Annotated in this window: 19 protein-coding genes; 7 read left to right on the plus strand and 12 right to left on the minus strand. The window is 72.3% G+C overall.

Annotated elements, in window-relative coordinates; translation table 11 throughout:
- On the plus strand, positions 1–869 hold an 869-nt coding region (locus tag BGM09_RS21895), incomplete at its 5' end, for a DUF4139 domain-containing protein (RefSeq protein ID WP_188283370.1).
- Between the two features lie 3 nt (positions 870–872).
- Positions 873–2591: a mucoidy inhibitor MuiA family protein gene (locus BGM09_RS21900; protein WP_317452825.1), complete on the plus strand. Its 1719-nt coding sequence runs from the start codon at positions 873–875 to the stop codon at positions 2589–2591.
- A 33-nt stretch (positions 2592–2624) separates the two neighbouring features.
- On the opposite strand, the gene BGM09_RS21905 is transcribed toward BGM09_RS21900, so the two are convergent.
- The 4 genes from BGM09_RS21905 to BGM09_RS21920 form a co-directional block, all read right to left on the minus strand.
- Entirely contained in the window at positions 2625–3800 is a 1176-nt protein-coding gene (locus BGM09_RS21905) for an epoxide hydrolase family protein (RefSeq protein WP_188283371.1), read from the minus strand.
- Positions 3801–3839: 39 nt separating this feature from the next.
- Complete coding sequence (locus tag BGM09_RS21910) at positions 3840–5648, minus strand: gamma-glutamyltransferase family protein (protein WP_188283372.1); 1809 nt, start codon at positions 5646–5648, stop codon at positions 3840–3842.
- 199 nt (positions 5649–5847) lie between these two features.
- Positions 5848–6522 carry a DUF4232 domain-containing protein gene (locus BGM09_RS21915; RefSeq protein ID WP_188283373.1) on the minus strand — a complete coding sequence of 225 codons (675 nt, stop codon included), beginning with the start codon at positions 6520–6522 and terminating at the stop codon, positions 5848–5850.
- A gap of 153 nt (positions 6523–6675) precedes the next feature.
- Positions 6676–7941, minus strand: coding sequence for a saccharopine dehydrogenase family protein (locus BGM09_RS21920; protein ID WP_188283374.1), 1266 nt, complete (start codon positions 7939–7941; stop codon positions 6676–6678).
- A gap of 152 nt (positions 7942–8093) precedes the next feature.
- Between BGM09_RS21920 and BGM09_RS21925 the strand changes: the two genes are divergently transcribed.
- The 3 genes from BGM09_RS21925 to BGM09_RS21935 all read left to right on the plus strand — a co-directional run bounded on the left by BGM09_RS21925 (position 8094) and on the right by BGM09_RS21935 (position 10461).
- On the plus strand, positions 8094–8801 hold the full coding sequence (locus BGM09_RS21925) for a TetR/AcrR family transcriptional regulator (protein ID WP_188283375.1): 708 nt from the start codon (positions 8094–8096) through the stop codon (positions 8799–8801).
- A gap of 334 nt (positions 8802–9135) precedes the next feature.
- Positions 9136–9483, plus strand: coding sequence for an ATP-binding protein (locus BGM09_RS21930; RefSeq protein ID WP_188283376.1), 348 nt, complete (start codon positions 9136–9138; stop codon positions 9481–9483).
- Positions 9484–9609: 126 nt separating this feature from the next.
- Positions 9610–10461: a hypothetical protein gene (locus tag BGM09_RS21935; RefSeq protein ID WP_188283377.1), complete on the plus strand. Its 852-nt coding sequence runs from the start codon at positions 9610–9612 to the stop codon at positions 10459–10461.
- 96 nt (positions 10462–10557) lie between these two features.
- Here BGM09_RS21935 and BGM09_RS21940 read toward each other — a convergent pair whose 3' ends face one another.
- The 4 genes from BGM09_RS21940 to BGM09_RS21955 all read right to left on the minus strand — a co-directional run bounded on the left by BGM09_RS21940 (position 10558) and on the right by BGM09_RS21955 (position 15390).
- Positions 10558–11631: a polyprenyl synthetase family protein gene (locus BGM09_RS21940; protein WP_188283378.1), complete on the minus strand. Its 1074-nt coding sequence runs from the start codon at positions 11629–11631 to the stop codon at positions 10558–10560.
- Positions 11628–12677 carry a terpene synthase family protein gene (locus BGM09_RS21945; protein WP_188283379.1) on the minus strand — a complete coding sequence of 350 codons (1050 nt, stop codon included), beginning with the start codon at positions 12675–12677 and terminating at the stop codon, positions 11628–11630. The genes BGM09_RS21940 and BGM09_RS21945 overlap by 4 nt, the downstream gene beginning before the upstream one ends.
- Entirely contained in the window at positions 12674–14038 is a 1365-nt protein-coding gene (locus tag BGM09_RS21950) for a cytochrome P450 (RefSeq protein ID WP_188283380.1), read from the minus strand. Before BGM09_RS21950 ends, BGM09_RS21945 begins: the two co-directional genes overlap by 4 nt.
- Before the next feature lie 443 nt (positions 14039–14481).
- Positions 14482–15390, minus strand: coding sequence for a LysR family transcriptional regulator (locus tag BGM09_RS21955; protein ID WP_188283381.1), 909 nt, complete (start codon positions 15388–15390; stop codon positions 14482–14484).
- A gap of 105 nt (positions 15391–15495) precedes the next feature.
- Between BGM09_RS21955 and BGM09_RS21960 the strand changes: the two genes are divergently transcribed.
- Positions 15496–15876: a DoxX family protein gene (locus BGM09_RS21960; protein ID WP_223187408.1), complete on the plus strand. Its 381-nt coding sequence runs from the start codon at positions 15496–15498 to the stop codon at positions 15874–15876.
- A gap of 4 nt (positions 15877–15880) precedes the next feature.
- Here the strand turns inward: BGM09_RS21960 and BGM09_RS21965 are convergent, their stop codons facing one another.
- Together BGM09_RS21965 and BGM09_RS21970 are read right to left on the minus strand one after the other, a co-directional pair.
- Positions 15881–16576, minus strand: a complete 696-nt coding sequence (locus tag BGM09_RS21965; RefSeq protein ID WP_188283382.1) for an NAD(P)-dependent oxidoreductase — start codon at positions 16574–16576, stop codon at positions 15881–15883.
- Between the two features lie 27 nt (positions 16577–16603).
- Positions 16604–19657, minus strand: a complete 3054-nt coding sequence (locus tag BGM09_RS21970; protein ID WP_188283383.1) for a discoidin domain-containing protein — start codon at positions 19655–19657, stop codon at positions 16604–16606.
- A 228-nt stretch (positions 19658–19885) separates the two neighbouring features.
- Here BGM09_RS21970 and BGM09_RS21975 point away from each other — a divergent pair, with 228 nt between their 5' ends.
- Positions 19886–20953, plus strand: a complete 1068-nt coding sequence (locus BGM09_RS21975) for an SDR family oxidoreductase (protein ID WP_317452826.1) — start codon at positions 19886–19888, stop codon at positions 20951–20953.
- Here the strand turns inward: BGM09_RS21975 and BGM09_RS21980 are convergent.
- Both BGM09_RS21980 and BGM09_RS21985 read right to left on the minus strand, forming a co-directional pair.
- Complete coding sequence (locus BGM09_RS21980; RefSeq protein ID WP_188283384.1) at positions 20944–21972, minus strand: helix-turn-helix transcriptional regulator; 1029 nt, start codon at positions 21970–21972, stop codon at positions 20944–20946. The genes BGM09_RS21975 and BGM09_RS21980 overlap by 10 nt on opposite strands.
- Before the next feature lie 98 nt (positions 21973–22070).
- Positions 22071–22322, minus strand: a complete 252-nt coding sequence (locus BGM09_RS21985; RefSeq protein WP_188283385.1) for a hypothetical protein — start codon at positions 22320–22322, stop codon at positions 22071–22073.
- Between the last annotated feature and the right edge of the window lie 323 nt (positions 22323–22645).

Below are 22645 nucleotides of genomic sequence, written 5' to 3' on the forward strand. Positions count from 1 at the left end.
CGCCCGTACCGCCGCCGCCCACCGCGCCGTCCGTCGACATGCTCGACTACGGCCGCCTGACCGTCGCGGGTCCCGACGCGGGCGCCGAGCGCGGCACGCTGCGACCGGAGGCCGCCCCGCTCGCCCCCGTGGTCACCGAGTACCGGCGCAGGGCCGAGACCGTCGGCCGCCTCCCGCGGCCCGCGCACGCCGTTGACGTACGGACCTCGGCTGGCTCCTTCGACTACCGCTTCGACACCGCCGCGCCCGCGGACGTGGCGGCCGACGGCGCGTGGCACATCGTGCCGGTCAGCGAGGTACCGGTCGTGACGGAGTCGCTGCACGTGTGCGTCCCGGCCGTGGACACAGCCGTCTTCGGCACCGTCCTGGTCACCAACACCTCACCGCACGCGCTGCTCGCCGGACCGGCCGACGTCATGGTGGACGGCGACTTCGTGCTCACCGCGGCCCTGCCGACCCTCGCCCCCGGACAGCGGCAGGCGGTCGGCGTCGGCGTGGCCGAGAGCGTCCAGGTGGCCCGCCGCACCCACATGCGCGAGTCCACCGCGGGACTGCGCGGCGGCACGACCGTCCTCGACCACACCGTGGAGATCGAGGTCGCCAACCGCCTGCCGTACCCCGTCGTCGTCGAGGTCCGCGAGCGCGTACCGGTGTCGACCGACAAGGACGTCCGTATCGAGGAGCACCGGGCGCGACCGGCCTGGACGGAACCCGAGGAACCGCTCACGGGTCAGGACGGCTCGTACGTCCGCGGAGCGCGCGTGTGGCGCGTGGAGTTGGCACCCGGCCGGACCACGACGCTCACCGGAGGGTTCGAGGTCCGCCTCCCCGCGGGCAAGTCGGTCGTCGGCGGAAACCGGAGGAAGTGAACCGTGACCACCCCGGAGACCCTGACCGACACGGCCGGCGCGCCTCATGCCGGTGACACGCCCGCAGAGCCGGACGCGCTCTTCCTCCCGGTCACCGCCGTGACCTGCCTGGAGGACCGGGCCCAGGTCGAACGCACCGGCACCGCTCGGCTCACCGCGGGCGTCCAGCGTCTGCGGATCGGCCCGGTCACCCCGCTGACCGTCGACCGGTCCCTGCGCGCCGAGATCTCCGCGGACACCGAAGGGCACGACGACACGGACCCCGGCGCGGACGCCCCCCGCGTCTTCGACGCCCGCGTCATCCGCGCCTACACCCCCGCGCCTCCCGGCAGGCCGGGCCCCGACGCGTCCGAACTGCGCCGCGAAGTCGACTCCCTGGAACGGGAGATGCGCGAGGTCGGACACCTGCGGCAGCGCCTGGAGAGCGCGCTGGCCGTGGTCCACCAGGCCAAGGCCGATCTGCACCGCGACATCGTGCAGGGCGCCGGAGCGGGCGCCGCCGACCCCGAGCGCTGGGCCGACCGGCTGGAGCGGGTGGACGAGGACGCCGAGACCCGGATCGGCGAACTCCACCGGCTGCGCCGCCGCGAGCACGACCTGACCGAGGAACTGCGCACGGCGCGTACGGCGTTGGCGGCCACCGAGACCGAACCCCCGGTGCTCACGGCCTTCGTGGAACTCGTCGTGGAGGCGCCCGAGGCCGGTACCGCGCGGATCCGCGTCCTGAGCCTCGTCCCGTGCGCCCTGTGGCGCCCCGCCTACCGCGCGACGCTCGCCGCCGACCGCGACAGCGTCACCCTGGAGACCGACGCCTTCGTATGGCAGGACACCGGCGAGGACTGGAACGGCGTACGGCTGTCCCTGTCCACCGCGCGCCCGACGCTCGCCGCGGCCCCGCCGGAGCTGACCGAGGACGTCCTGACCCTCAGGGAACGCACCGCCGAGGAGCGGCGGACCGTCGAGGTGGACCTGCGCGAGGAGGACGTCACGACGGTGGGCGGCGACTCGGCCGCCGACACCGCGGGCGGCGCGGGACCGCTGCCCGGCCTGCACGACGGCGGCGCGGTCCGCGTCCTGCACGCGCCCCGCCCCGTCACCGTCCCCTCCGACCGGCGCCCGCACCGCGTCCACCTGTCGGCCTTCACCGCCGCCTGCGGCACCGAGGACACCTGCGCCCCCGAACTGTCGCCCCTGGTCGTGACGACCGCGCGGTTCCCCAACGCCGCGGGTCACGTCCTGCTGGCCGGCCCCGTCGACCTGGTACGCGACAGCGGCTACACCGGCCGGGCCACGATGACCTTCGCCGGTACGGGCGAGGACGTACGCCTGTCCTTCGGCAGCCAGGACACCTTCCGGGTCGTCCGCCACACCGAGGAGCAGCGCGACACCACCGGTCTCGCCGGGATCAACCAGCGCACCGTGATCACCCGCCAGGTCCGGCTCTTCGTCTCCCGCCTGGACCAGCCGAGCGCCGAGCACCCCGGCGACACCGACCGGCCGGGCGCCGACCTCACCCGCGAGGTCGTGATCCGCGAACGCGTCCCCGTCTCCGAGGTCTCGGCCGTCGAGGTCCGCACCCTGCCCGACCGCTGCCGACCGGCACCCGACGAGACCGACGACGACGGCATCGTCCGCTACGTCCAGCGGCTGGCTCCGGGCGAACGCCGAGAGATCACCCTCGTCTACGAGGTCAGCGCGTCGAGCGCGGTGACCGGTCTGTGACGCGGCCCTGACGACCGTACGCAGGACCGGCGTTCAGCCTGTCACCGCCGCCCGGTAGGGACGGAAGAATTCGCGCAACTCCCGCGCGTACAGCTCCGGTTCCTCGAACGCGGCGAAATGGCCGCCGCGCGGCGGCTCGGTGGCGCGGACGGTGTTGGCCGTACGCTCCAGCCAGGCGCGCGGCGGGCGGACGACGTCGCCGTGGAAGATCGAGAATCCGGAGGGCACCTCGACCCGGCGGGCGAGCTGCGCCGGAGGGATCGCGGCGTTCGCCTTGTACATCCGCATCGACGAGGCGATCGTCCCGGTGAGCCAGTAGATCATCACATTCGTGAGGATCTCGTCCTTGGTGAAGCTCCGCTCGATGTCACCGTCGCAGCCGCTCCACGCCCGCAGCTTCTCCACGATCCACGCGGCGAGACCGGCGGGCGAGTCGTTGAGCCCCGCGGCCAGCGTCTGCGGCTTCGTACGGTGCATGGCGGCATATCCGCCCTCGGTCGCGCCCCAGGCCGCGGACTCCCGCATCCAGGCGCCCTCCTCGGGTGCGAGGTCCGCCGGATCGCCGCCGAAGATGGGCAGGCCCGCGTCGGTGCGGTGCACGGCCACGACCCGGTCGGGGTGGTCGAGCGCCAGATAGCGGCTCACATGGCTGCCGATGTCCCCGCCCGCCGCGCCGAAGAGCGGATAGCCGAGAGCGGTCATCAGCTCGGCCCACAGTCCGGCGACGTCGATGGAGTTCAGCGGCTGCCCGGCGGGCCGGTCGGAGTATCCAAAGCCCGGCACGTCGGGAACGACGACGTCGAACGCGTCGGCCGGGTCGGCGCCGTGCGCGCCGGGGTCGGTGAGGAGGGGCACGACCTTGGAGTACCGCCAGAAGGAGTCCGGCCAGCCGTGAGTGAGGACCAGCGGCATCGCGGGGCCCGAGGGTGCGACCGCGCGGGCGTGGACGAAGTGGATGCCGAGGCCGCCGATCGGGGCCCGGAACCGGGGGAGCCGGGCCAGCGCCGCCTCCTGCGCCCGCCAGTCGAAGCCGTCCGCCCAGTAGGCGACCAGTTCGCGGAGGTAGTCGAGGTCGGTCCCGAGCGACCACCCCGCGTCCTCGGGCGCGTCCGGCCAGCGCGTCGCGCGCAGCCGGGTCCGCAGGTCGTCGAGCGCGGCGGCGTCGGCCCGCGGGGCGAAGGGTTCGGGGCGGGGCTTGGCATCGGGCATGGGACGCATGCTAACGCCGCGCGCGGCCGTCCGTACGCGTCAGCGTCCCACGGCGTAGCCCTGCATGCCGCGCGGATTCGCGGCGGCCGACAGCACGCCCGTCTCCGGATCGCGCGCGACGGCGGAGATCCGCCCCTCCGACCAGGCGCCGCCGACGCTCACCGCGTGCCCACGGCGGCGCAGTTCGGCGACGACATCCGGACCCGTCCGCTCCTCGACGGTGAGGCTGCCCGGCGCCATGGCCCGCGGGTAGAAGGAGCCGGGGAAACTGTCGGTGTGCCAGTTCGGCGCGTCGACGGCGCCTTGCAGGTCGTAGCCGCCGCGCACCCGGTCGCGGAGCGCCACGGCGAGGAAGAAGTGCACCTGCCACTGGTCCTGCTGGTCGCCGCCGGGGGTGCCGAAGGCGAGGACGGGCACCCCGTCGCGCAGCGCGAGCGACGGACTGAGCGTCGTGCGCGGCCTGCGGCCGGGGGACAGGGAGTTGGGCAGCCCCTCCTCGACCCAGGTCATCTGGAGCCGCGTGCCGAGCGGGAAGCCCAGCTCCGGTATCACCGGATTCGACTGGAGCCAACCCCCGCTGGGCGTCGCCGAGATCATGTTGCCCCAGCGGTCCACGACATCGATGTGACAGGTGTCGCCGCGCGTGCCACCGTCCGCCGCGACCGTCGGCTCGCCCGCCCCGGCCCCGGTCGGCGCCACCCGCGCACCCGCGCCCAGCTCCGCGGCGGTCGCGTACGCGCTCAGCTTCGGCGTCCGACCGTCGGGGCCGCCGGGCCGCAGTTCGAACGAGGCCCGGTCGCCGATGAGTTGGCGGCGCCGGGCGTTGTACGCGGTGGACAGCAGCGCGTCGAGCGGAACGTCCGAGGCGTCGCCGTACCACGCCTCGCGGTCGGCCATGGCGAGCTTGGTGCCCTCGACCAGCCGGTGGACATACGCGGCGGACCCGTACGCGGGCAGGTCGGCGGCGCTCGGCGGCAGCAGGGCGAGCTGCTGGAGGAAGGCCGGGCCCTGGCTCCACGGGCCCGCCTTGCAGACCGTCCAGCCGCCCCACTCGTAGGTGGCGGGCTCCTCGTACGACGCGGACCAGCCCGCCAGATCGGCGGCCGTGAGCGTCCCGGTGTGCCGCTCGCCGCTGGTGTCCATGGTCGGACGGGCGGCCTGGGCGACGATCGCCTCGGCGACGAAACCCTCCCGCCAGATCCGGCGCGCGGCCTCGATCTGCGCGACCCGGTCCCGGCCGCCGTCCGCCTCCGCCTCGGCGATCAACCGCCGCCAGGTCGCGGCGAGCGCCGGATTGCGCCACAGCTCGCCGGGACGCGGCGCTTTGCCGCCCGGCAGATACAGCTCCGCGGACGATGTCCACTGCGTCTCGAACAGCTCGCGTACCGTCTCGACGGTCGCCGTGACCCGCTCGACCGGCGGATGACCGTCCGCCGCGTACCCGATCGCGTAACGCAGCACCTCGGCGAGGGACGCGGTGCCGTAGTCGCGCAGCAACGTCATCCAGGCGTCGAACGCGCCGGGTACGGCGGCGGCCAGCGGCCCGGTACCGGGCACCAGGTCCAGACCGAGCGAGCGGTAGTGGGCGACGGTCGCGCCCGCGGGCGCGACCCCCTGCCCGCACAGCACCCGTACCTCCCCCTCTGCGGGCCCGACGATGATCGGCGCCTCGCCGCCGGGACCATTGAGGTGCGGCTCCACGACGTGCAGCACGAAAGCGCCGGCCACGGCGGCGTCGTACGCGTTGCCGCCGTCCTCCAGTACGGCCATCGCGCTCTGGGAGGCGAGCCAGTGGGTGGAGGCCACCATGCCGAAGGTGCCTTGGAGGGTCGGCCTGGTCGTGAACATGCGCTGCGCCTCTCTCAGGTCGGGCAACTCCCGTCAGGGCGCGTCCCGTTGCCCGTGCCGAGGGCCGTCCGCCGCCATGACCTGGCACATCACGGTGCCGCGTCCTGCACGCAGGCTAGCGACCGGGAGGCGGCGCGTCCGCAGCCGTCCACCATCCGGGCCCGCGCTCGCCCTTGACGGTGCGTCAGAAGCCCGGCGGTCAGCGCCGCACGGCGCCTATGGTCAGCGGGTGGATGCCCGTACCGGCGCAGTGCTCGGTCTTGTCGGCGAGGAACAGCGCCGCCTTCTGGTTCGGCGGATAGATCCGCAGCCCCTCGACCTTCGTCAGCGCGCACTGGTCGGCGCTGTAGCCGCCCTGACCGTTGCTGTCGTGGAGCTCCGCGTACGCGGTCGCCTTCGGCGCCAGCGAGACGGTGCCGTGCGACGCGCCGTCACGGTCGGCCGCGGGACCGGCCTGCGCCCCGGCCGTCTTGACGTACGAGACACCCGGATAGCCCGTCAGCGTGCACGCCGTGCTGCCGGTGTTGGTGAAGACGACCTTCGCGTGGTATTGCCCGGCGCCGACCTCGGCGTCCTTCAGGGCCACGCTGAGGTGGTCGCTGGCGCAGGCGTTCGGCCCCGCCGCCTCGGCCGACGCACCGCCGGAGCCGTCCGCCGACGAGGACGTGGGCGTACCGCCCGGCGCGCTCTGCGTACCGTCGTCCGTCGTGGACGGCGCACCGGCGGACGAGGATTCGGACGGCGCAGCGCTGACCGAGACGGACGAGCCCGCCGGAGCGGCGGACCCGCCGTCGTCCGAACAAGCCGTCAGGGTCAGGGCCGCCGTGGCCAGAGCCGCGGCGGGCACCATCACGCGTACGGACAGGCTGCGCATTGTGGGACCTCCGTGCGTCCTGGGGCCGGAACGAAGTCCGACCCGGTCGTACTTATTCGCTCTGTGATGCCACGCCTGCCCCTGTCCTCCCTGGTTACACAGGTGCCCCAGGTCCGGGGGCGCCTCGGGGCATCCGCCCGACGGCCGCGGGCGCTACGCGTGCGGCGCCGGGGCCGCGTCCCCGTCCTGCGCGCTCCCGGCCTGTTCGCGCATCGCCCACGGTGACCCGTACGCGACGAGCAGGTCGAGGAACGGCTGCGCGTCGAACGCCTCGGGGCCGAGGACACCGCTGCCGCTCCAGGTGCCGTCGGCGAGGAGTTCGAGGGCGATCACCGGATTGATCGCCGTCTGCCAGACGACGGCCTGGGAACCGTACTCCCGCATCGACCACTGGTTGTCGACCACGTGGTAGAGGTAGACCTCGCGCGGGCGGCCGTCCTTGGTGCCCTTCACCCAGGTGCCCGCGCAGGTCTTGCCGTGCATCCGGTCGCCGAGCGCGGCCGGGTCCGGCAGCACGGCGGCGACGACGTCCCTGGGGGAGACCAGGGCCGGACCCCGGTCGGTGGCGACGGTGACCGGGTCCGTACGGTCCAGGCCCAGGTCGTGGAGGGTCTGGAGCTTGTCGATGAAGTCCTGGCCGAGGCCGTACTTGAACGTCACCCGGCGGGCGTCGACCCAGCGCGGGATCAGCAGCACCTCCTCGTGCTCGACGTTCACGCACTCCACCGGGCCGATGCCCTCGGGGAAGTCGAAGATCTCGGGCTGGCTGAACGGCGCCGTGGTGTACCAGCCGCGGTCCTTCTCCCACACCACGGGCGGGTTCAGACACTCCTCGATGGTGGTCCAGATGCTGAACGACGGCGCGAAGTCATAGCCGTCCACCGTGAGATTCGCGCCGTCGCGCACCCCGATCTCGTCGATGCTGTCGAAGAGGCGATCGGCGGCGTAGCGGGCGAAGACATCGGACATGCCCGGCTCCACGCCCATGCCGACCAGTGCCAGCAGCCCGTCCTTCTCCCACGCCTCCGTCTGCGCGAACTGGTCGTCGCCGAGCTTCGTGCCGCACTCCTCGTGGGGCCGCCGCGCGTGCGGCACCGACAGCGACATCGCCATGTCCATATACGTCGCCCCGGCCCGGTGCGCGGCCTGGAACAACGGCATGACGAAACGCGGGTCGGTCGCGTTGAGCAGCACGTCGCACCGCCGCTCCCGCAGCAGATCCTCCACGGAGAGCTGGTCGGAGGCGTCGATCCTGGCCGTGCTGAACCGGTCCGCCGCCTCGCCCAGCGCCGCGACGGCGGCCTCGGCCCGGCCCAGGTCGTAGTCGGCGACGACCATGTGCTCGAAGAAGCCGCGGCGGGCGGCGATCCGGGTGATGGCGCTTCCGACGCCTCCGGCTCCGATGAGCAGTACGCGCATGGCGGGGTTCCTTCCGCTGGTCGGGTGGTTGGTCGGGTGGGTGAGCGGGTGAGCGGTGCGGCCGGGGCCCTCGCACGGGGGACACGCGCCGTGGAGTGATGGAACCGCCGACGGCGCCGTAAGGTCAATGCCGTTGGCGTAAGCTCCCGGCCGTGGCCAAGAAGGTGGTGGACGGAGCCGCGCGGCAACGACGTCGGCCGACGCGGCAAGGCGAGGTGCTCAGCCACGAACTGATCGTGGAGACCGCCCTGCGCATGCTGGCGGAACACGGCGCGCAGGGGCTGACCGCGCGGCGCCTCGGCCTGGCACTCGGCGCCGACCCCAGCTCCCTCTACCGCTACTTCCGCGGCATGGACGCCCTCGTCCTGGCCATCGCCGACGAACTCATGGGCCGGGCCCTGGCGGGCTGGACACCGACCGGTCAGTGGCGGCGCGATCTGCGCGACCTGGGCCTGCGGATCCACCGCGCGTATCTCGCCCATCCACAGGCGGCGGTGCTGACCGCCAGCCGGGTCAGCGGCGGAGAGCGCGAACTGGCCGCGGACGAGGCCATCCTGGGCATCCTGCACCGCGCCGGCTTCACCGGCCCCGGCCTCGTACGCGTCTACCACGTCTTCATCGATGGCTGCCTGGCATTCGCCGCCCTGGACGCGGCCTCGCTGGCGCTGCCCGCCGCCGCCCGCGCGGCCGACGAGGAGATCTGGCAGGACACGTACGCGGCCCTGTCGCCCCGCACCCACCCGCACATCGCCGCGACCGCGCCCCTGCTCGCCGCCCGGATGACCCGCAGCGCCTATCCCGACGCCCTGGACATGCTCATCGCGCAGGCCGCCCGCGAACTGCCCCCGGCCACACGCTGACCGACCCGGCGTTGACCGACCCGGCGTTCTTCCCCGGATCCGGCCGCTTACCCCTGTATCGAAAGAACGCCGTAGACCGGTCCGAGCCGGGCAAGCGACCTGAGGAAGCAAACCGCCGGACAATTTGGCTCAGGAGCGTCACATGTACATAGGTATCGGAACCATCGTTCTCATCGTCGTCGTCGTACTCGTCGTCATGATGCTGCGGCGCGGCTGACCTCAGGTCGCACGCGCCGCGGGATCTCCTCCAGAGGTGATTCACGTGAGCGATCCGTCCGATGGCGGGGCACCGGCGGCAACGCCGGTGGCCCACGCCGTGACCGTTTCCCGGCCCATGAGCGCGGCGGAAGCACGCGTCGCCGCCTCGGAGTTCGCGGACACCCTCCACCCTCCGCTGGCCGTACGAACCCTGCAGAATCTGACCCTCGTGGTCTCCGAGTTGGCCGCCAACGCCCTCCGGCACGCCGGAGCGGTACGCGAACTGCGTCTGAGCGCCGCCGCGAACACCCTTCGCGTGGCGATCGACGACCCCAGCGACACCCCGCCGCAAGGACGCGCGCCCGACTGGAACGGCGCCAGAGGCGGCTTCGGCTGGATGATGATCCAACGGCTGGCCCACTCACTGGCGGTGACCCGCCGCCCCGGAGGCGGCAAGACCGTGCTGGTCACGCTGGCCCGATAGGGCCCGTCCGGCGGATCACGAACGGCCCCATCGGCGCCGGGCCCGCGTGGCCAGCGCCCCGCCCGCCCGTCACCCCACCGGCATCCCGGTGGGGTTCGGGCGCGGCGCCCGGGGCAGACGGGCGGCATGGAGACCGCTGACCAGCCCGTACACCCCGCAGGACGACGGACCACCAGGCCGGGCGTCCTCATCGCCGTACTGGTGATCGCCCTCGCCGTGACCGCCGCTCTGGTCCTCACCGGACACGGCCGCGACCACAGCGGATCCGGCGCCGGCGGCCCGGCGGACAAGGGCGCGCCCGGCGCGGGAAGCGCCGGATTCGGCAGCACCGATCCCGACGCCACGGCCCGCCTGCACGCCGACGCCGCCGACCTGCTGGTCCTCGAAGGAGTCTCAGGCCGCGTCCGGATCACCGCCGACCCGAGCGCCCACACGGTCTCGGGCACGTATCACCGCCCTGACGGCGGCGCGGCACGTGTGCGCGGTGTCGTCGACGACGCGGCGGGCCTGCGCACCCTCACCCTGGTCTGCGGTACGGACACGGGTGACGGCGGCGGCGGGGGCGACACGGCGGGCTCGTGCGCCGGCGACCTGACCCTCACCGTCCCCGAGAAGACCGGCCTGCGGCTGCGGCAGACCTCAGGCGAGACCCTGCTCGAAGGACTCGGCGGCCGACTGACCGTCGATGTCGCCTCCGACCGCCTCACCGCCCACGCGCTGCACCCCTCCCACGCGGACTTCGCGGTGACCTCCAGCAGCGCCGACCTCGGCTTCAGCGCGGCACCGGACACGCTCGCGGTGGTGACGACCTCCGCCTCGACCGCCGTACGCCTCCCGGTCCCGTCGGGCGACGCCTACGCCGTGACCACGGCCGCCACCTCCGCCGACGTCCAGGTGAAGGTCCCGAACCGGGACGGCGCCGCTCACCGGGTCACCCTGACCGTGCACTCGGGATCGCTCGCCGTCCTGCCCGCCTGACGTCAGGTCAGATCCCTGAACACCGTTGGGCGGTACGGCCCTTGAGGCGCCGTACCGCCGTATCCGGTCCGTCGTGACGAGACAGCGCCGAGCGCGTCAGACCCCGCGGTCCATCGCCATCTCCGCCAGCGACACCAGCATCCGCGACCGCTCCCGGTCGGGGACCGCGACGGTCAGGCACTCCAGGGCGCGGGCGTGCTGGCGGGCGGCCTCCCGCAGGGTGAGGTCGTGGCCCCCGGCCTCCTCGACGAGCGCGGTGGCCCGGCGGATCTCCGTGTCGTGCAGCGGACGCTCGGCCAGGGCCGCGAGGCGGTAGAGGCCCGCCAGCCGCCGGCCGGCGGGCGTGCCGCTGCGGATGGCCGCGACGACGGGGAAGGAATTCTTGCGCCGCCGCAGGTCCCCGCCGGCCGCCTTGCCCGACAGCCCGCTGTCGCCCCAGACGCCGAGCAGGTCGTCGGCGAGCTGAAAGACGAGGCCGATGTGGTGTCCGAACGCCCGGAGCGCGCCGACCTGTTCGGGAGCCGCGCCCACCGCCTTCGCACCGAGCGCGCAGGCCGCCGCGAGCAAGGACGCTGTCTTGCCCCCGGCCATCCGCAGACAGTCCTCCTCACGTATGTCGGTGCGCGTCTCGAAGGCCAGGTCCTCGCCCTGTCCCGCCACCAACGCCAGCAGCGCGCCAGCGAGTTCCCGTACCGACTCGGTGCTCGGCGCCAGGCGGCCGTCCGCCTCGGTCAGCAGCTTCATCGCCATGGCCATCAGCGCGTCACCGGCCAGCACGGCCTTCGCGTCCCCGAAGACCACCCAGGCGGTGGGCCGCCCTCTGCGCAGCCGGTCGTCGTCCATGAAGTCGTCGTGGAGGAGTGAGAAGTTGTGCACCAACTCCACCACGGCCGCCGACCGTACCGCCTGGGCGCCGGGCGCGGCGTCCGGGGCGGCGGTGTCGAGGGCCTGCGCGCTGGCGAGGACCAGGGCGCCGCGTACGCCCTTGCCCCAGTCGCCCGACGCGGGGTTGCCCCGCGCGTCCCGCCACCCGAAGTGGTACCGGGCCACCGCCCTGACCGGCTCGGGCAGTTCGGCGACGGCGCGCTCCAGTACGGGCCCTGTGACATCACGGGCCCAGCGCAGCACCTCCCGGGCGTCCAGCGCGCTGGCACTCGCCGCTCCGGTCATCGGTCCGCCCCCGTGAGCCGGTCCTCCAGGTACTCCTCGGGACGCTCCTCTCCCGTGGCCGCCGAGGTGCGATAGCGCTTCGTGTGCCGCGACCAGTCCAGATTGCCGCGCATCCACGTCCGCATGCCCTGGAGGTAGCTGCCCAGCGGCTCGGCCCACCGCGGATGCGCGGCCAGCGTCTCCCGCTCGCACGCCAGGAACAGACCGGTCTCCCGGTCGATGGCGGTGCGTACATGGGCGAGTGCCTCCGCCTCGGACAGCCCCCTGTGGTGTTCCACCACATGGACGAGGTTGTGCACCTCGCCGAGCGCCCGCTCCTTGGCCAGTGAGTACACGTCGTTCGTCCAGCACACCACATTGCACGCGGCGTCCAGCGCGGCGGTGAACTCCCGGCTACCGCGCACCGATTCGGGGAATTCGGCGGGCTGCACGATCTCGATGAGGTCCATGCACACGTAAATGGCCCCGGTGTGGCGGCGGTTGGCGATGTACGTGTCCTCCGGCGGGACCAGGCCGCCGATCCGGTTCCCTGCCTCCCACTGGGCGGCGGTGCTCAGACACCGCTCCAGGTGGTCGATGAACCTGCGCGGCCAGCCCTGCGGCGCGTCGGCGACCGTACGCTCCCACAGGTCGGCCAACGAGGAGACGGCGGTGGGCACATGACCGCCTCCGGCCGTGCGCGGCCCGTGACCCTCCAGCACGGCGCGCATCTGGCCGACGACCTCACCGACCTGGTCCTGACTGCGCCCGAACAGGCCGTCGTCGAGCTGGTCGTCGACCAGGAACAGCCACGCGAACCAGTCGGCCATGAGCTCCAGGTGCCGCGCGCTCGCACTCGGGTACACCAGCGCCGCGAACCAGCCGAAATCGGCCCGCTCGAAGCGCAGCCGGGCGGACTCGCGGTGCACCAGACCCGCCTCGCGCGCCCATGCGGCCAGATGCTCGCGCGCCTGCTCCGCGTGCGGATTGACGCGGTACGGGAAGGGGCTGGTGATGTCCGGAGTCTCCGCGTCCGGTCGCGGCGAATTGTCCCCGCGGCCGTTCACCGGCGCTCCAGCCGCAGATGCACGCCGCCCTTGGGATGCAGGGTGATCAGCGCCTCGGGCACCACTTCGGGCGCGCCCTCGGGCAGCACCAGCCGGTGCCCGCTCGCGACGGTGGCGAGCACCAGAGTGAGTTCGGTCAGCGCGAAGTGCTTGCCGATGCAGACGCGGTGACCGCCCCCGAAGGGCAGATACGCGTGCTTGGGCCGCCCGGCGGACTCCTGCGGGCCGAACCGCTCGGGCCTGAAGCGCTCCGGCTCGTCCCAGAAGTCCGGGTGCCGGTGCAGGAAGTAGCTGTTGATCAGTACGTTGCTGCCCGCCGGGACGCGGTAGCCGTCGATCTCGTCGTCCTCGGTGGCGTGCCGCATGAACTGGTAGGCGGGGGAGTAGACGCGCAGCGTCTCGTCCACGATCATCCGGGTGTAGGTGAGATCGCGCAGATCCTCGAAGGCCGGTGTCCGGCCGCCCAGTACCCGGTCGACCTCCTCGTGCAGCCGCTTCTCGACCTCGGGGTGCCTGGCCAGCAGATAGAACACCCACGACAGCGTGTTGGTGGTCGTCTCGTAGGCGCCGATGCAGATGTTGAGGACCTCGTGGTGGAGCTGTTCGAGGTCCATCCCGTGGCCGTCGACCTCGTCCACGGTGTGCAGCAGCAGCGTCAGCAGGTCCGTCTCGTCGCCGACGGGCACGTCCTCGGCCACCCGCTTCTTGACGAATCCCGACACGAAGGCGTCCATCTCGTCGATGGCCCGGCGCAGGCGGCGGTGGCTCGGCGTCGGGACGCTCAGCGGCGGGAAGGGGAAGCGGAAGAAGGCGCCGAGGACGGTGTTCGCCGTCGCGAAGGCCCGCTCGAAGGCGAGGGCGGTCTCGTTGACGTCCGCGCTGAACAGGGACCTGTTGACGATCCGCAGCGCCAGCGCGCCGACCTCGTCGGTGACGTCCATCGTGCGCCCGTCGCCGTACGCGCTCCGCCAGTGCTCCAGGCTGCGGGCGGTCTCGTCGGTCATGTTGCGGGCGAAGGCGCTGACCGCCTTCGGCGTGAAGTGCGGTGCCATCATGCGGCGCTGACGGCGCCACAGCTCCATGTCCGCGTTGGCGATGAGCCCCTTGCGCAGCACCGGCCGGACGATCTTGAACAGCGTGGCGTTCTTGTCGTACTTATCGCCTTTGTCGACGAGTATGTGCCGGATGTGATCGGGGTGGTTCACTAAGACCATGGGTATCCCGAGCGGGCGGAAACGGAATATGTCGCCGTGCCGTTCGAGACCGTGGGAGAGGAAGGCGAGCTGGTCGCGCTTGAAAGCGAGCACTCCGCCCGAGCCGTCATTGAAGGTGACCGAGGGCAGTTCCTTGAGCTGCGGCATGCAGGACCTCATTCGCTGGCGTATGGGCGCTTCGAACTGTCCAGTGCGTGGCTGACCTGGTGCTCTGTACGCGGTCGGCGTCCGGGTCGCGACGCTGCGACTGCTGCGGGCCGAACGTCCGACGAATGCCTGGCAGGCGAATTCCGGGCAGGTTCCCGCCGTCGGTGGCGCAAAAGTGATCCGGCGGTACGGTGTCCATTTTGCCCGAGAAGTGGGGCGTCAGTGGCGAATGCAGAATTTGGTGCCGATGCGCCTTCTCCTGTGAATTCGACAAATGCGCGCGGAAGGAATCCGTGCGGCGTTTCGACGGGACCGCCTGACGAATTCAGGTTAGACGAGAAAGCCGTGCGGAGGTGGGCTTTTCACCGAGCGCCGCGTTCCCCGCGCCCGGCTGCCGCGTTCCCCGCGTCCGGGCGCCGCGTCCCCGCGCCCGCCCGTGGCGGTCAGGCCCCTGACGCGTGCGGCCACGGCCGGTCGGTGCAGCAGCGGACGAAGTCCCGGACCACGGGGTTGGCGTCGTCGGCCGGCGCCCAGGCCACGCCGACCTCGCTGTCGCTGACACCGCTCACCGGGCGGTAGGCGATACCGGGCCTGGCGTAGAAGCGGGCGGCGGACGCGGGTGCGAGAGCGACGCCGTAACCGTTGGCGATGGCGGTCAGCCAGTCGTCGGGCAGGTCCGTGACGGCGCCGATCCGTACCGGGCGGCCCTCACGTTCCCCGGCGGCCAGCCATTCGTCCCGCCACCGGCCGGTCTCCGCCGGAGCGGCCACGAACGGCTCGTCCCACAGGTCCCGGAAAGCGATCGTCTCCCGCGCGGCCAGCGGATGCGCCTCGGGCAGCGCGACCCAGCGCGGCTCGGTGAACAGCGGCACCACCTGCAGCGCCTCCTGGCCCGGGAACGGCAGCCGTACCAGCGCGACATCGACGTCCCCGTCGGCGAGCCCGGCGGTCGGATTCGCCCAGGACGCCTGCCGCATCTCCACCCGCCACCGCGGACGGCGACGCGTGAACTCCGCGATGATGTGCGGAGTCGCCTCATTGGCCGCGCTGGCGAGAAATCCGACCCGCAGCAGCCGTGCGCCCCGGCGCTCCGCGCCCCTGGTCTCGGTCAGTACGCGGTCCCAGTCCGCCAGCAGCGCGGGCGCGCGCCGCGCCAGCAGACGGCCCGCGTCCGTGGGCGTCATGCCGGTGCGGGACCGGGTGAACAGCCGCACCCCGAGCTGTCTCTCCAACTGCTTGATCTGCTTGGTGAGCGCGGGCTGCGACACGAAGAGCCGCTCGGCGGCGCGCGTGAGGGTCCCCTCTTCGGCGACGGCGACGAAGTAGCGCAGCAGCCGGGTGTCCACATCCATGCTCCCAGGTTATAGGTGCAGGTATTGGACGGGAAAGTCGAGTGTGACGAGGCTGGTGGACGCGGGCGCCCGCACCTTCTTCGAGCCCATGACGATTCCGACCCCATGACGATTCCGACCCCGAGGACAAGCATCGTGTTCACCGCGTATCTGATCATCACCGTCGTCACCATCCTGGCCAACGCGGGCATCGCCGTCGCGGACCTCGCCCGCGCCGAGTTCGTCCTGGCGAACTCGGCGGAGGTGGGAGTCCCGCAGAACTGGCACATCTGGCTGGCCTCGCTCAAGGCCGCCGGCGCCGCCGGTCTTCTCCTCGGGCTCCTGGGCGTCCGGCCCGTCGGTATCGCCGCCGCCGCGGGCCTCGTCGTCTTCTTCGTGGGCGCTGTCATCACTCATGTGCGTGCCCGCGTGCTCTACAACATCGCCTTCCCCGGCGGTTATCTGGCCCTGGCGGTCGCGTCCCTCGCCCTGACCGTCGCGTACTAGCGGGTCAGTCGGCGAGCTGGACGGTGGTGCGGAGGTGGGCGGGGAAGGCGGCCTCGCGGAGCATGAAGTGGGCGACGTCGGCGCGGGAGATACGGGGGATGCCGCGCAACGGGAGGCGTTCGCCGGTCCGGTAGCGCCCGGTGAGGGGACCGCCGACGAGCATCACGGGATAGACCAGGGTCCACTCCAGGCCGCTGGCGCGCAGGATCTCCTCTCCCGCCGCCTTGTCCGCGAACATCGGTCCGAGGGCCTTGTAAACGGCCCAGTACACCGCCGGCGCCTGGCCGGCGGTGTCGCCGACGCCGTGCGCGGACAGGTGGACGATCCGGTTGACTCCGGTGTCGCGCATGGCCCGCACGATCCGCGGAATCGCGGTGACGGTCAGGGTGGGCGAGGTCAGCCCGTGCCAGGTGGTGGGGCTGCCGAACGCGGTCAGGACCGCGTCCTGCCCTTCGACGGCGGCGCGCACCGCGTCCTGGTCCGCGGTGATTTCCCCGGTCGCGACGCGGAGCCGGGGCCGGGGTTCCGGCGGGGTGGCCCGGGGGCGGACGAAGGCGGTCATCTCGTGGCCTGCGGCGAGTCCCTGGGCGAGGAGTTGCCGCCCGGTCCTGCCGTTGGCGCCGAGTACGAGGAGCTTCACGTCGGCCTCCCGGACCGGTGTGCGGAGGGTGCGGTCCGCGGTGGTCCCGCGGACCGTCACCCGGCCTGTGCGCATTGTCGCCCGCGGCTACCCGGTATAGACCTCGAGACTCACCACTTGGGGCGCCGCCGGACCCTGCGCGGTGTATCTGACATAGCGGGCGTTCACCGGTGTCGCGGTGACCGTCGAGGCGGCGGGGCTCGCCGCGGTGACGGGGGCGCCGAAGGGCGACCAGGCGGCGCCGTCGCGTGAGACGTCGATCCGGTACGCGGTCGTGGCCCCGGACGCCTGGACCACTGTGCGTCCGACGCGAGTGGCCTTGCCCAGGTCGACGGTGAGCGCGGCGCCTGGCGCTGTGGCCTTCCACGAGGTGCTGGGGCTGCCGTCGACGGCGGCGACTGCCGGGAAGCTGAGGTCGGCGGTGGTGGCGGTGACGGTCTCGCAGCGCGCCAGGTCCTGAGTCGGGGTCAGGTCGGGGCGGCGGGTGCGGACGGTGGCGCTCTGGTGGCCGCGCAACGTGATCTTCCGACCGGCGGCCGTGAGCGACAGGGTCTTGCCGCCGCGCAGCGTGACCCGGGTGCCGTCGTGGCGCACGGAGAGGTCGAAGGTCGCGCCGTGCCAGTGGAGACCGGTGATGTCGACGCTGGGGAGCTGCGGCGGGAGCATCGGGTCGACGGTGACGGCGTCGGCGCCCAGGCGCAGGCCCGTGAAACCGTACTGGAAGGCCTGAAGGACTCCGCCGATGCCGGTGGTGAAGGTGAACGCGCCGCCCGCGCGGGTCTCCGCGAACTGGTCGAACGGCGCGTACATGTACGGGTCCATGCTGCGCTTGAGGAAGGTGTCGGTGACACAGCCGGGGGTGCCGAGGGCCGCGCTGTCGATGAGGTTGATGGAGTCCGTCATGGACGGGCCGTTGATGTCGGTGCGCGGGGTGTAGTAGTCGAGGTCGGCCTGCGCCTGCTGACCGGTCATCGGGTAGCCGATCGGGTAGGGCAGCATGACGGTGTCGGCCTGGTTGATCGTGTCACCCCGGTAGCCGTCGAATTCCGGGTGCACCCCGGTCGCCGGGTCGACCGGCACGCTCAGCCCGCCGGCGACCTGCGCCCACCGGGGGTCGGCCTGTTCACCGACCAGCGTCGCGGCGGTGGCGGCGGTGCGCAGGACGGTGATCGCCCCGGCGTTGGTGTAGGCGCTGTTGTTGACGTTGTCGTGGTTCTCGTCGGGGGACTGCACGCCGTTGAGGTCGTAGCCGCCCTGCCCGTCGGGTGTGACCCGGCTCGCCCAGAACTGCGCGACGGACTTGATGACCGGCCAGCCCCTGGTCCGCAGCCACGTCAGGTCTCCGGTGGCCTGGTAGTACTGCCACTGCGCGAGGGCGACGTCGGAGCCGATGTGGATCTCCCGCGGGTGGATTCCCACGTCGGTGCCGGTGTCGGCGCTCTCCCAGGGGTACTGCGCGCCCTGGTAGCCGTGGGCCGCCGCGTTCGCGCGGGCGGCGTCCAGGAGGGTGTAGCGGTAGTCGAGAAGGTTCCTGGCCAGGTCCGGATGACCGGCGAGCAGGGCGGGGTTGGTCCAGGTGTCCGCGTCCCAGAAGACGTGCCCGTTGTAGTCCGCCGACGACAGGCCGCCCGGTGAGGGTCCCCAGGTGACGCCGTCGCGGACGGAGGAGAGCAGGTAGAACGCGCTCGCGCGCAACTGCTCGGTGAGGTCCTGGTCCCCGGGAACGCTGATGTCGGATTTCCACAGGTCCGCCCAGGCGCGGGTGTGTTCGCCCTCGACCCGCCGCCAGCCGCGCTGGGCGCCGCGCGCGGCGTACCCCTGGGCGGCGGTCTGCGGATCGGGGAGCGGGTGCTGCACCAGCGGCGCCGAGCCCTGCGCGGTGTCGTTGGACGACGCGATCCCGACGAATTTCGTCGCCTGGTACGTCTTCCCCGCTCTGACCCGCAGGTCGGCGCGCTGCGCGAGGGAGTCGGCGGGCACATCGGTGTACGCCGAGGTCGCCGTGCGGCCGCCGTCGACGCGCAGCACCGACGCGAGACCTGCCCGCATCCCGGTCTGCTGCGCCGTCAGGCTCTCGCTCATCGCCGCCGAGCGGCCGTCGACCCGGCCGGCGGTCACCTGCGTGAGGTTGACCGGTTTCGCCAGCCGGTGGTTGGCTGGGAGGGTGTCGGCCCGTCCGTCGAACATGTCGATCACCGACAGCGGTCCGCTCCAGTTCAGCGGCGTCATGTCGAGCTGTGTGACGCCGAGATGGGCGTCGGCCCGGTCGGTCAGCACCCGGTAGACAAGCCGGGTCGCCCGCCCGGCGGGCGAGGTCCACGTCAGGGACGTGGTCATGATCCCGCGCCGCAGGTCCAGGGACTGCCGGTAGCCCGACGTCGTCCCTGCCGGTGTCTCCTCGGCAGGGGCCGTGCCCGGCGCGGACAGCGAGATCTCGTCCACGTTCGCCAGGCAGCTGTCCCCGGCGGCGCAGGTGACGGCCGCGGTGTTCACCCCGGCGGTGACCGGCACGTCGAGCGTGGCGGTGGCCCAGGTGTCCCACGAACTCGTGCCGGGCAGCGTGACCCGCACCGGCCCCACGCCGTCGACCTGCGCGCTGAGCGTCTGGGCCGTGTTGGAGCCCGCGGAATACCGTACGGTCAGCCGCGCGGTACCCGCCGGAACGCCGGACACCTTCACGGTCGCGGTGGCCCCTGCGGCCGGTTTCCCGCCGGGCCCGTACCCGGCGACGAACCCCGCCCCGCCGTAGCCCTTGTGGCTGGTGTCGGCGAACGCACCGCCGCTCAGCGTCCCGCTCTCGGCCTGGCAGACCACACCGAAGCCGCACCCGCCCGAGGCGACGTTCCCGTAGACCGCGCTCCCGTCGGAGACCCCGAGCGTCGACCACGCCGGGATGTTCACCCGCTGCGGCGAGATCCCCGGCCCCTGCCCGTAGAACCCCGCGAGCTGAGACTCCGTCAGCAGTGGCGCCGCGGAGAACCCGGCCCCCTGCGCGGGGACACGTGTCGAGAAGTATCCGTTCCCCAGGAACGCCGGCGCGTAGTCCTTCGACGGATCGCCGGTACTGAGCACCCATCCGCCGCCCGCGTCGTCGTGTCCGGCCGCCGTCGCCTCGGGCGGACCGAGCAGTCCGGTTGACATCGTTGTCAGTATGAGACCCGTCAGCCCTGCGGTCCACGTCCGCCGTATCCCCACAGCCCCGCCTTTCCCTCTGCTGTTCCGTCTGATCCTCCTGGATGCTCCACCGCGCATCCGTGTTCCGCAATCCTTTGGCCGCTCTTGGGTTCCTGGTGGGAGGCCGGATGGTCACCGGGCCGGTTCCCGGCCGTCGGCTGCGGCTGTCGCGGTTTCTGTGACCGCTTCGAAAGGGTGACGGAGGCTGTCACCTTTGGGGAGGAGGTTGGGGGGATGGACAAGAACAGGAACACTCAGGATCCCGGCCGGAACGTCTCCGCCGCCTCTACCGTCGTCTCTCCCACCGCCTCAACTGCCGGTTCTCCTGCCGGTTCTTCTGTGGGTTCTCTGGACGGGAGGATCGCTCTGGTGGCGGGGGCTACGCGTGGTGCGGGGCGGGCGTTGGCGGTCGAACTGGGCCGTGGGGGCGCGGTGGTGTACGTGACGGGCCGTACGACGCGTGGGCGTGTCAGCGAGGTGGGCAGGACGACGGAGACGATCGAGGAGACGGCGGAACTGGTGACGGCGGCGGGGGGTACGGGCATCGCTGTTCCTACGGATCATCTGGTGGTGGAGCAGGTCCGTGCTCTTGTCGCGCGGATCGGGCGTGAGCGGGGGCGGCTGGACATTCTCGTGAATGATCTGTGGGGCGGTGAGCATCTGCTGGCCGGTTCGGTGTTCGGGAAGAGGAGCTGGGAGACGCCGTTGGGGGACGGTCTGCGGATTCTGGAGCTGGGGGTGCGTTCGCATGTGATCACCGCGGCGTTGGCGCTGCCGTTGCTGGTGCGCTCGGCGGAACCCTTGCTGGTGGAGGTGACGGACGGCACGGCGGTGTCGAACCGTCGTTACCGGGAGAATCTCTTCTACGATCTCGCGAAGAACGCCCCGATCCGGATGGCGTTCGGACTGGGGGAGGAACTGGCGGAGTTCGGGGGTACGGCGGTTGCGGTGTCTCCGGGTTTTCTGCGGTCGGAGCAGATGCTGGCGCATTTCGGTGTGTCGGAGGAGAACTGGCGTGACGCTGTCGTCACGGAGCCGGACTTCGCGGTCGCGGAGTCGCCGTTCTATCTCGCGCGGGCGGTGGCGGCGCTGGCGGCCGATCCGCAGAGGTCGGCGCGGTGGAACGGCAGGTCGGCTTCGAGCGCGGAGTTGGCGAGGGTTTACGGCGTGCGGGATGTCGACGGCAGCCAGCCGGACGGGTGGGGGTATTTCGAGGATGTGCGGTACGGGGGGAAGGCCGGTTCGGCGGACGACTACCGCTGATGGTGCGGCGGGGGGCCGTAGAGGGCGCTGAGGGCCTGCGCGTGGTCGCGGAAGCGGGCGCGCAGGCCCGGCGGGGCCAGTACTTCGGCGTCGGCGCCCAGTTGGCTGAACTGGGCGAAGGCGACGTCCTCGTTTTCGGCGGGCAGGCGGAGTGTGACGCGGCCGGTGGTGTCGGGGGCGCCGGCGCGGGCGAGTGCCTCACTGGTCGCGGCGGGGTCGGTGACGCCGGGCAGGCGATCCAGTCCCCGGGGGGTCAGGCGGACGGTGACGGTGGTGCGCAGCAGTGCTCGGGCGAATTCCGCGGCCCGGGTCTGCCAGTGCGTGGCGAGGTCGAAGGTGGGGTTGCGGGTGAAGGGCTGGCCGGTGCCGGGGGACAGGGCGGTGATCCGGTCGGCGCGGTAGGTCCGCCACTGGTCACTGTGTTCTGCTGCTGTGCCGGGGATGCGGCCCACGAGGTACCAGACGCCGGCTTTGAGGACGAGGCCGTACGGTTCCAGGTGCCGCGTCACGGCGGCGGGCGGCGCTGTGTCGCGTTCCGGCCGTGTGTAGGTGAGTTCGACGGTCCGGTCGGACCATACGGCGCGGGCGAGTTCGGGCAGCAGTGTGCAGGCGGGCGGTTCGCGGAACCAGGCCGGTGCGTCGAGGTGGAAGCGGTGTGCTGAGGACTCGGCCGCCGCGCGTAGTGACGGCAGCAGGGTCGCGGACAGTTTCAGGCGTGCGGTGTCCGCGGCGTCGGACAGTCCGAGGTCCCGCAGAGCCGAGGGCAGTCCGGTGAGGTAGAGCGTCTCGGCTTCCCCGGGGCCGAGTGTGGTCAGCCGGGTCCGGTATCCCGGGGCCAGCCGGTATCCGCCCGCCCGTCCCCGCTGCGACCGTACGGGGACTCCCGCCTCCTGGAGTGCCTGCGCGTCCCTGATCACCGTCCGCTCGCTGACCCCCAGTTCCCGCCCGATCGCCGCGGCGGTCATACCGGGACTCGACTGGACCAGCAGGGCCATACGGATCAGCCGGGCAGCGCGCACCCCTCCATGATCCCGCACCCGCCGGCGTCCGCGCGGCCCCGTTCCGTTCGCCTCGGTTCGCCCCGGTTCGCGGGCACGCGCGGGCCGCTGGCGAAGGGTCAGCCTTTGCAGCCGGGGTCGGGAAGTATGACGGGTGGGGCGTCGCGGGTGGTGACGAACGCGCGGTAGCCGGGTGCGCCCGCGACGCATTTGGTGGCGATGTTGGCGTAGTGGTCGGGGAAGTTGGTGACGTCGGCTGGCGTGTTGTCACCCTTGTGGTTCGCGACGGGGGCGTCCCCGGTCCCGCGTTTGTCGCTGGCGCACCCGGACAGGGCGGACAGGGCGATGGCCAGCGATGCCCCTGCTGCCACGTATCTCGTCACTCTGCGTCTCACCGGCATCCTCATCATCCTCGTCTCTGCCTCCGGGGTCCCTTGCGGGTGCGGATGCCCTCAAGGACACTCCGCGCCCCGCCGCGGTTCCCTGCCGCGCGGGTTGCCGTGTGCCGATCTGGCGGTGGTTGTGGGAGTGGCGTGTGTTTCGGTGTCTCGGTGGTGTCGGTGGTGGGGTGTTGTGACGGAGCAGTGATCTTCAGGGGGCTGGCTGCTTTGTTCTTGGGTCCTGTCTTTTGGTTGGGAGCTGGAGCTGGGGGAGCGCCGGCGTTGGGGTGTGGTTGGCGTGGGCTGGTGGGGTG

It is taken from the genome of Streptomyces sp. CBMA29 (genome assembly GCF_014596445.1).
Taxonomy (GTDB): Bacteria; Actinomycetota; Actinomycetes; order Streptomycetales; family Streptomycetaceae; genus Actinacidiphila.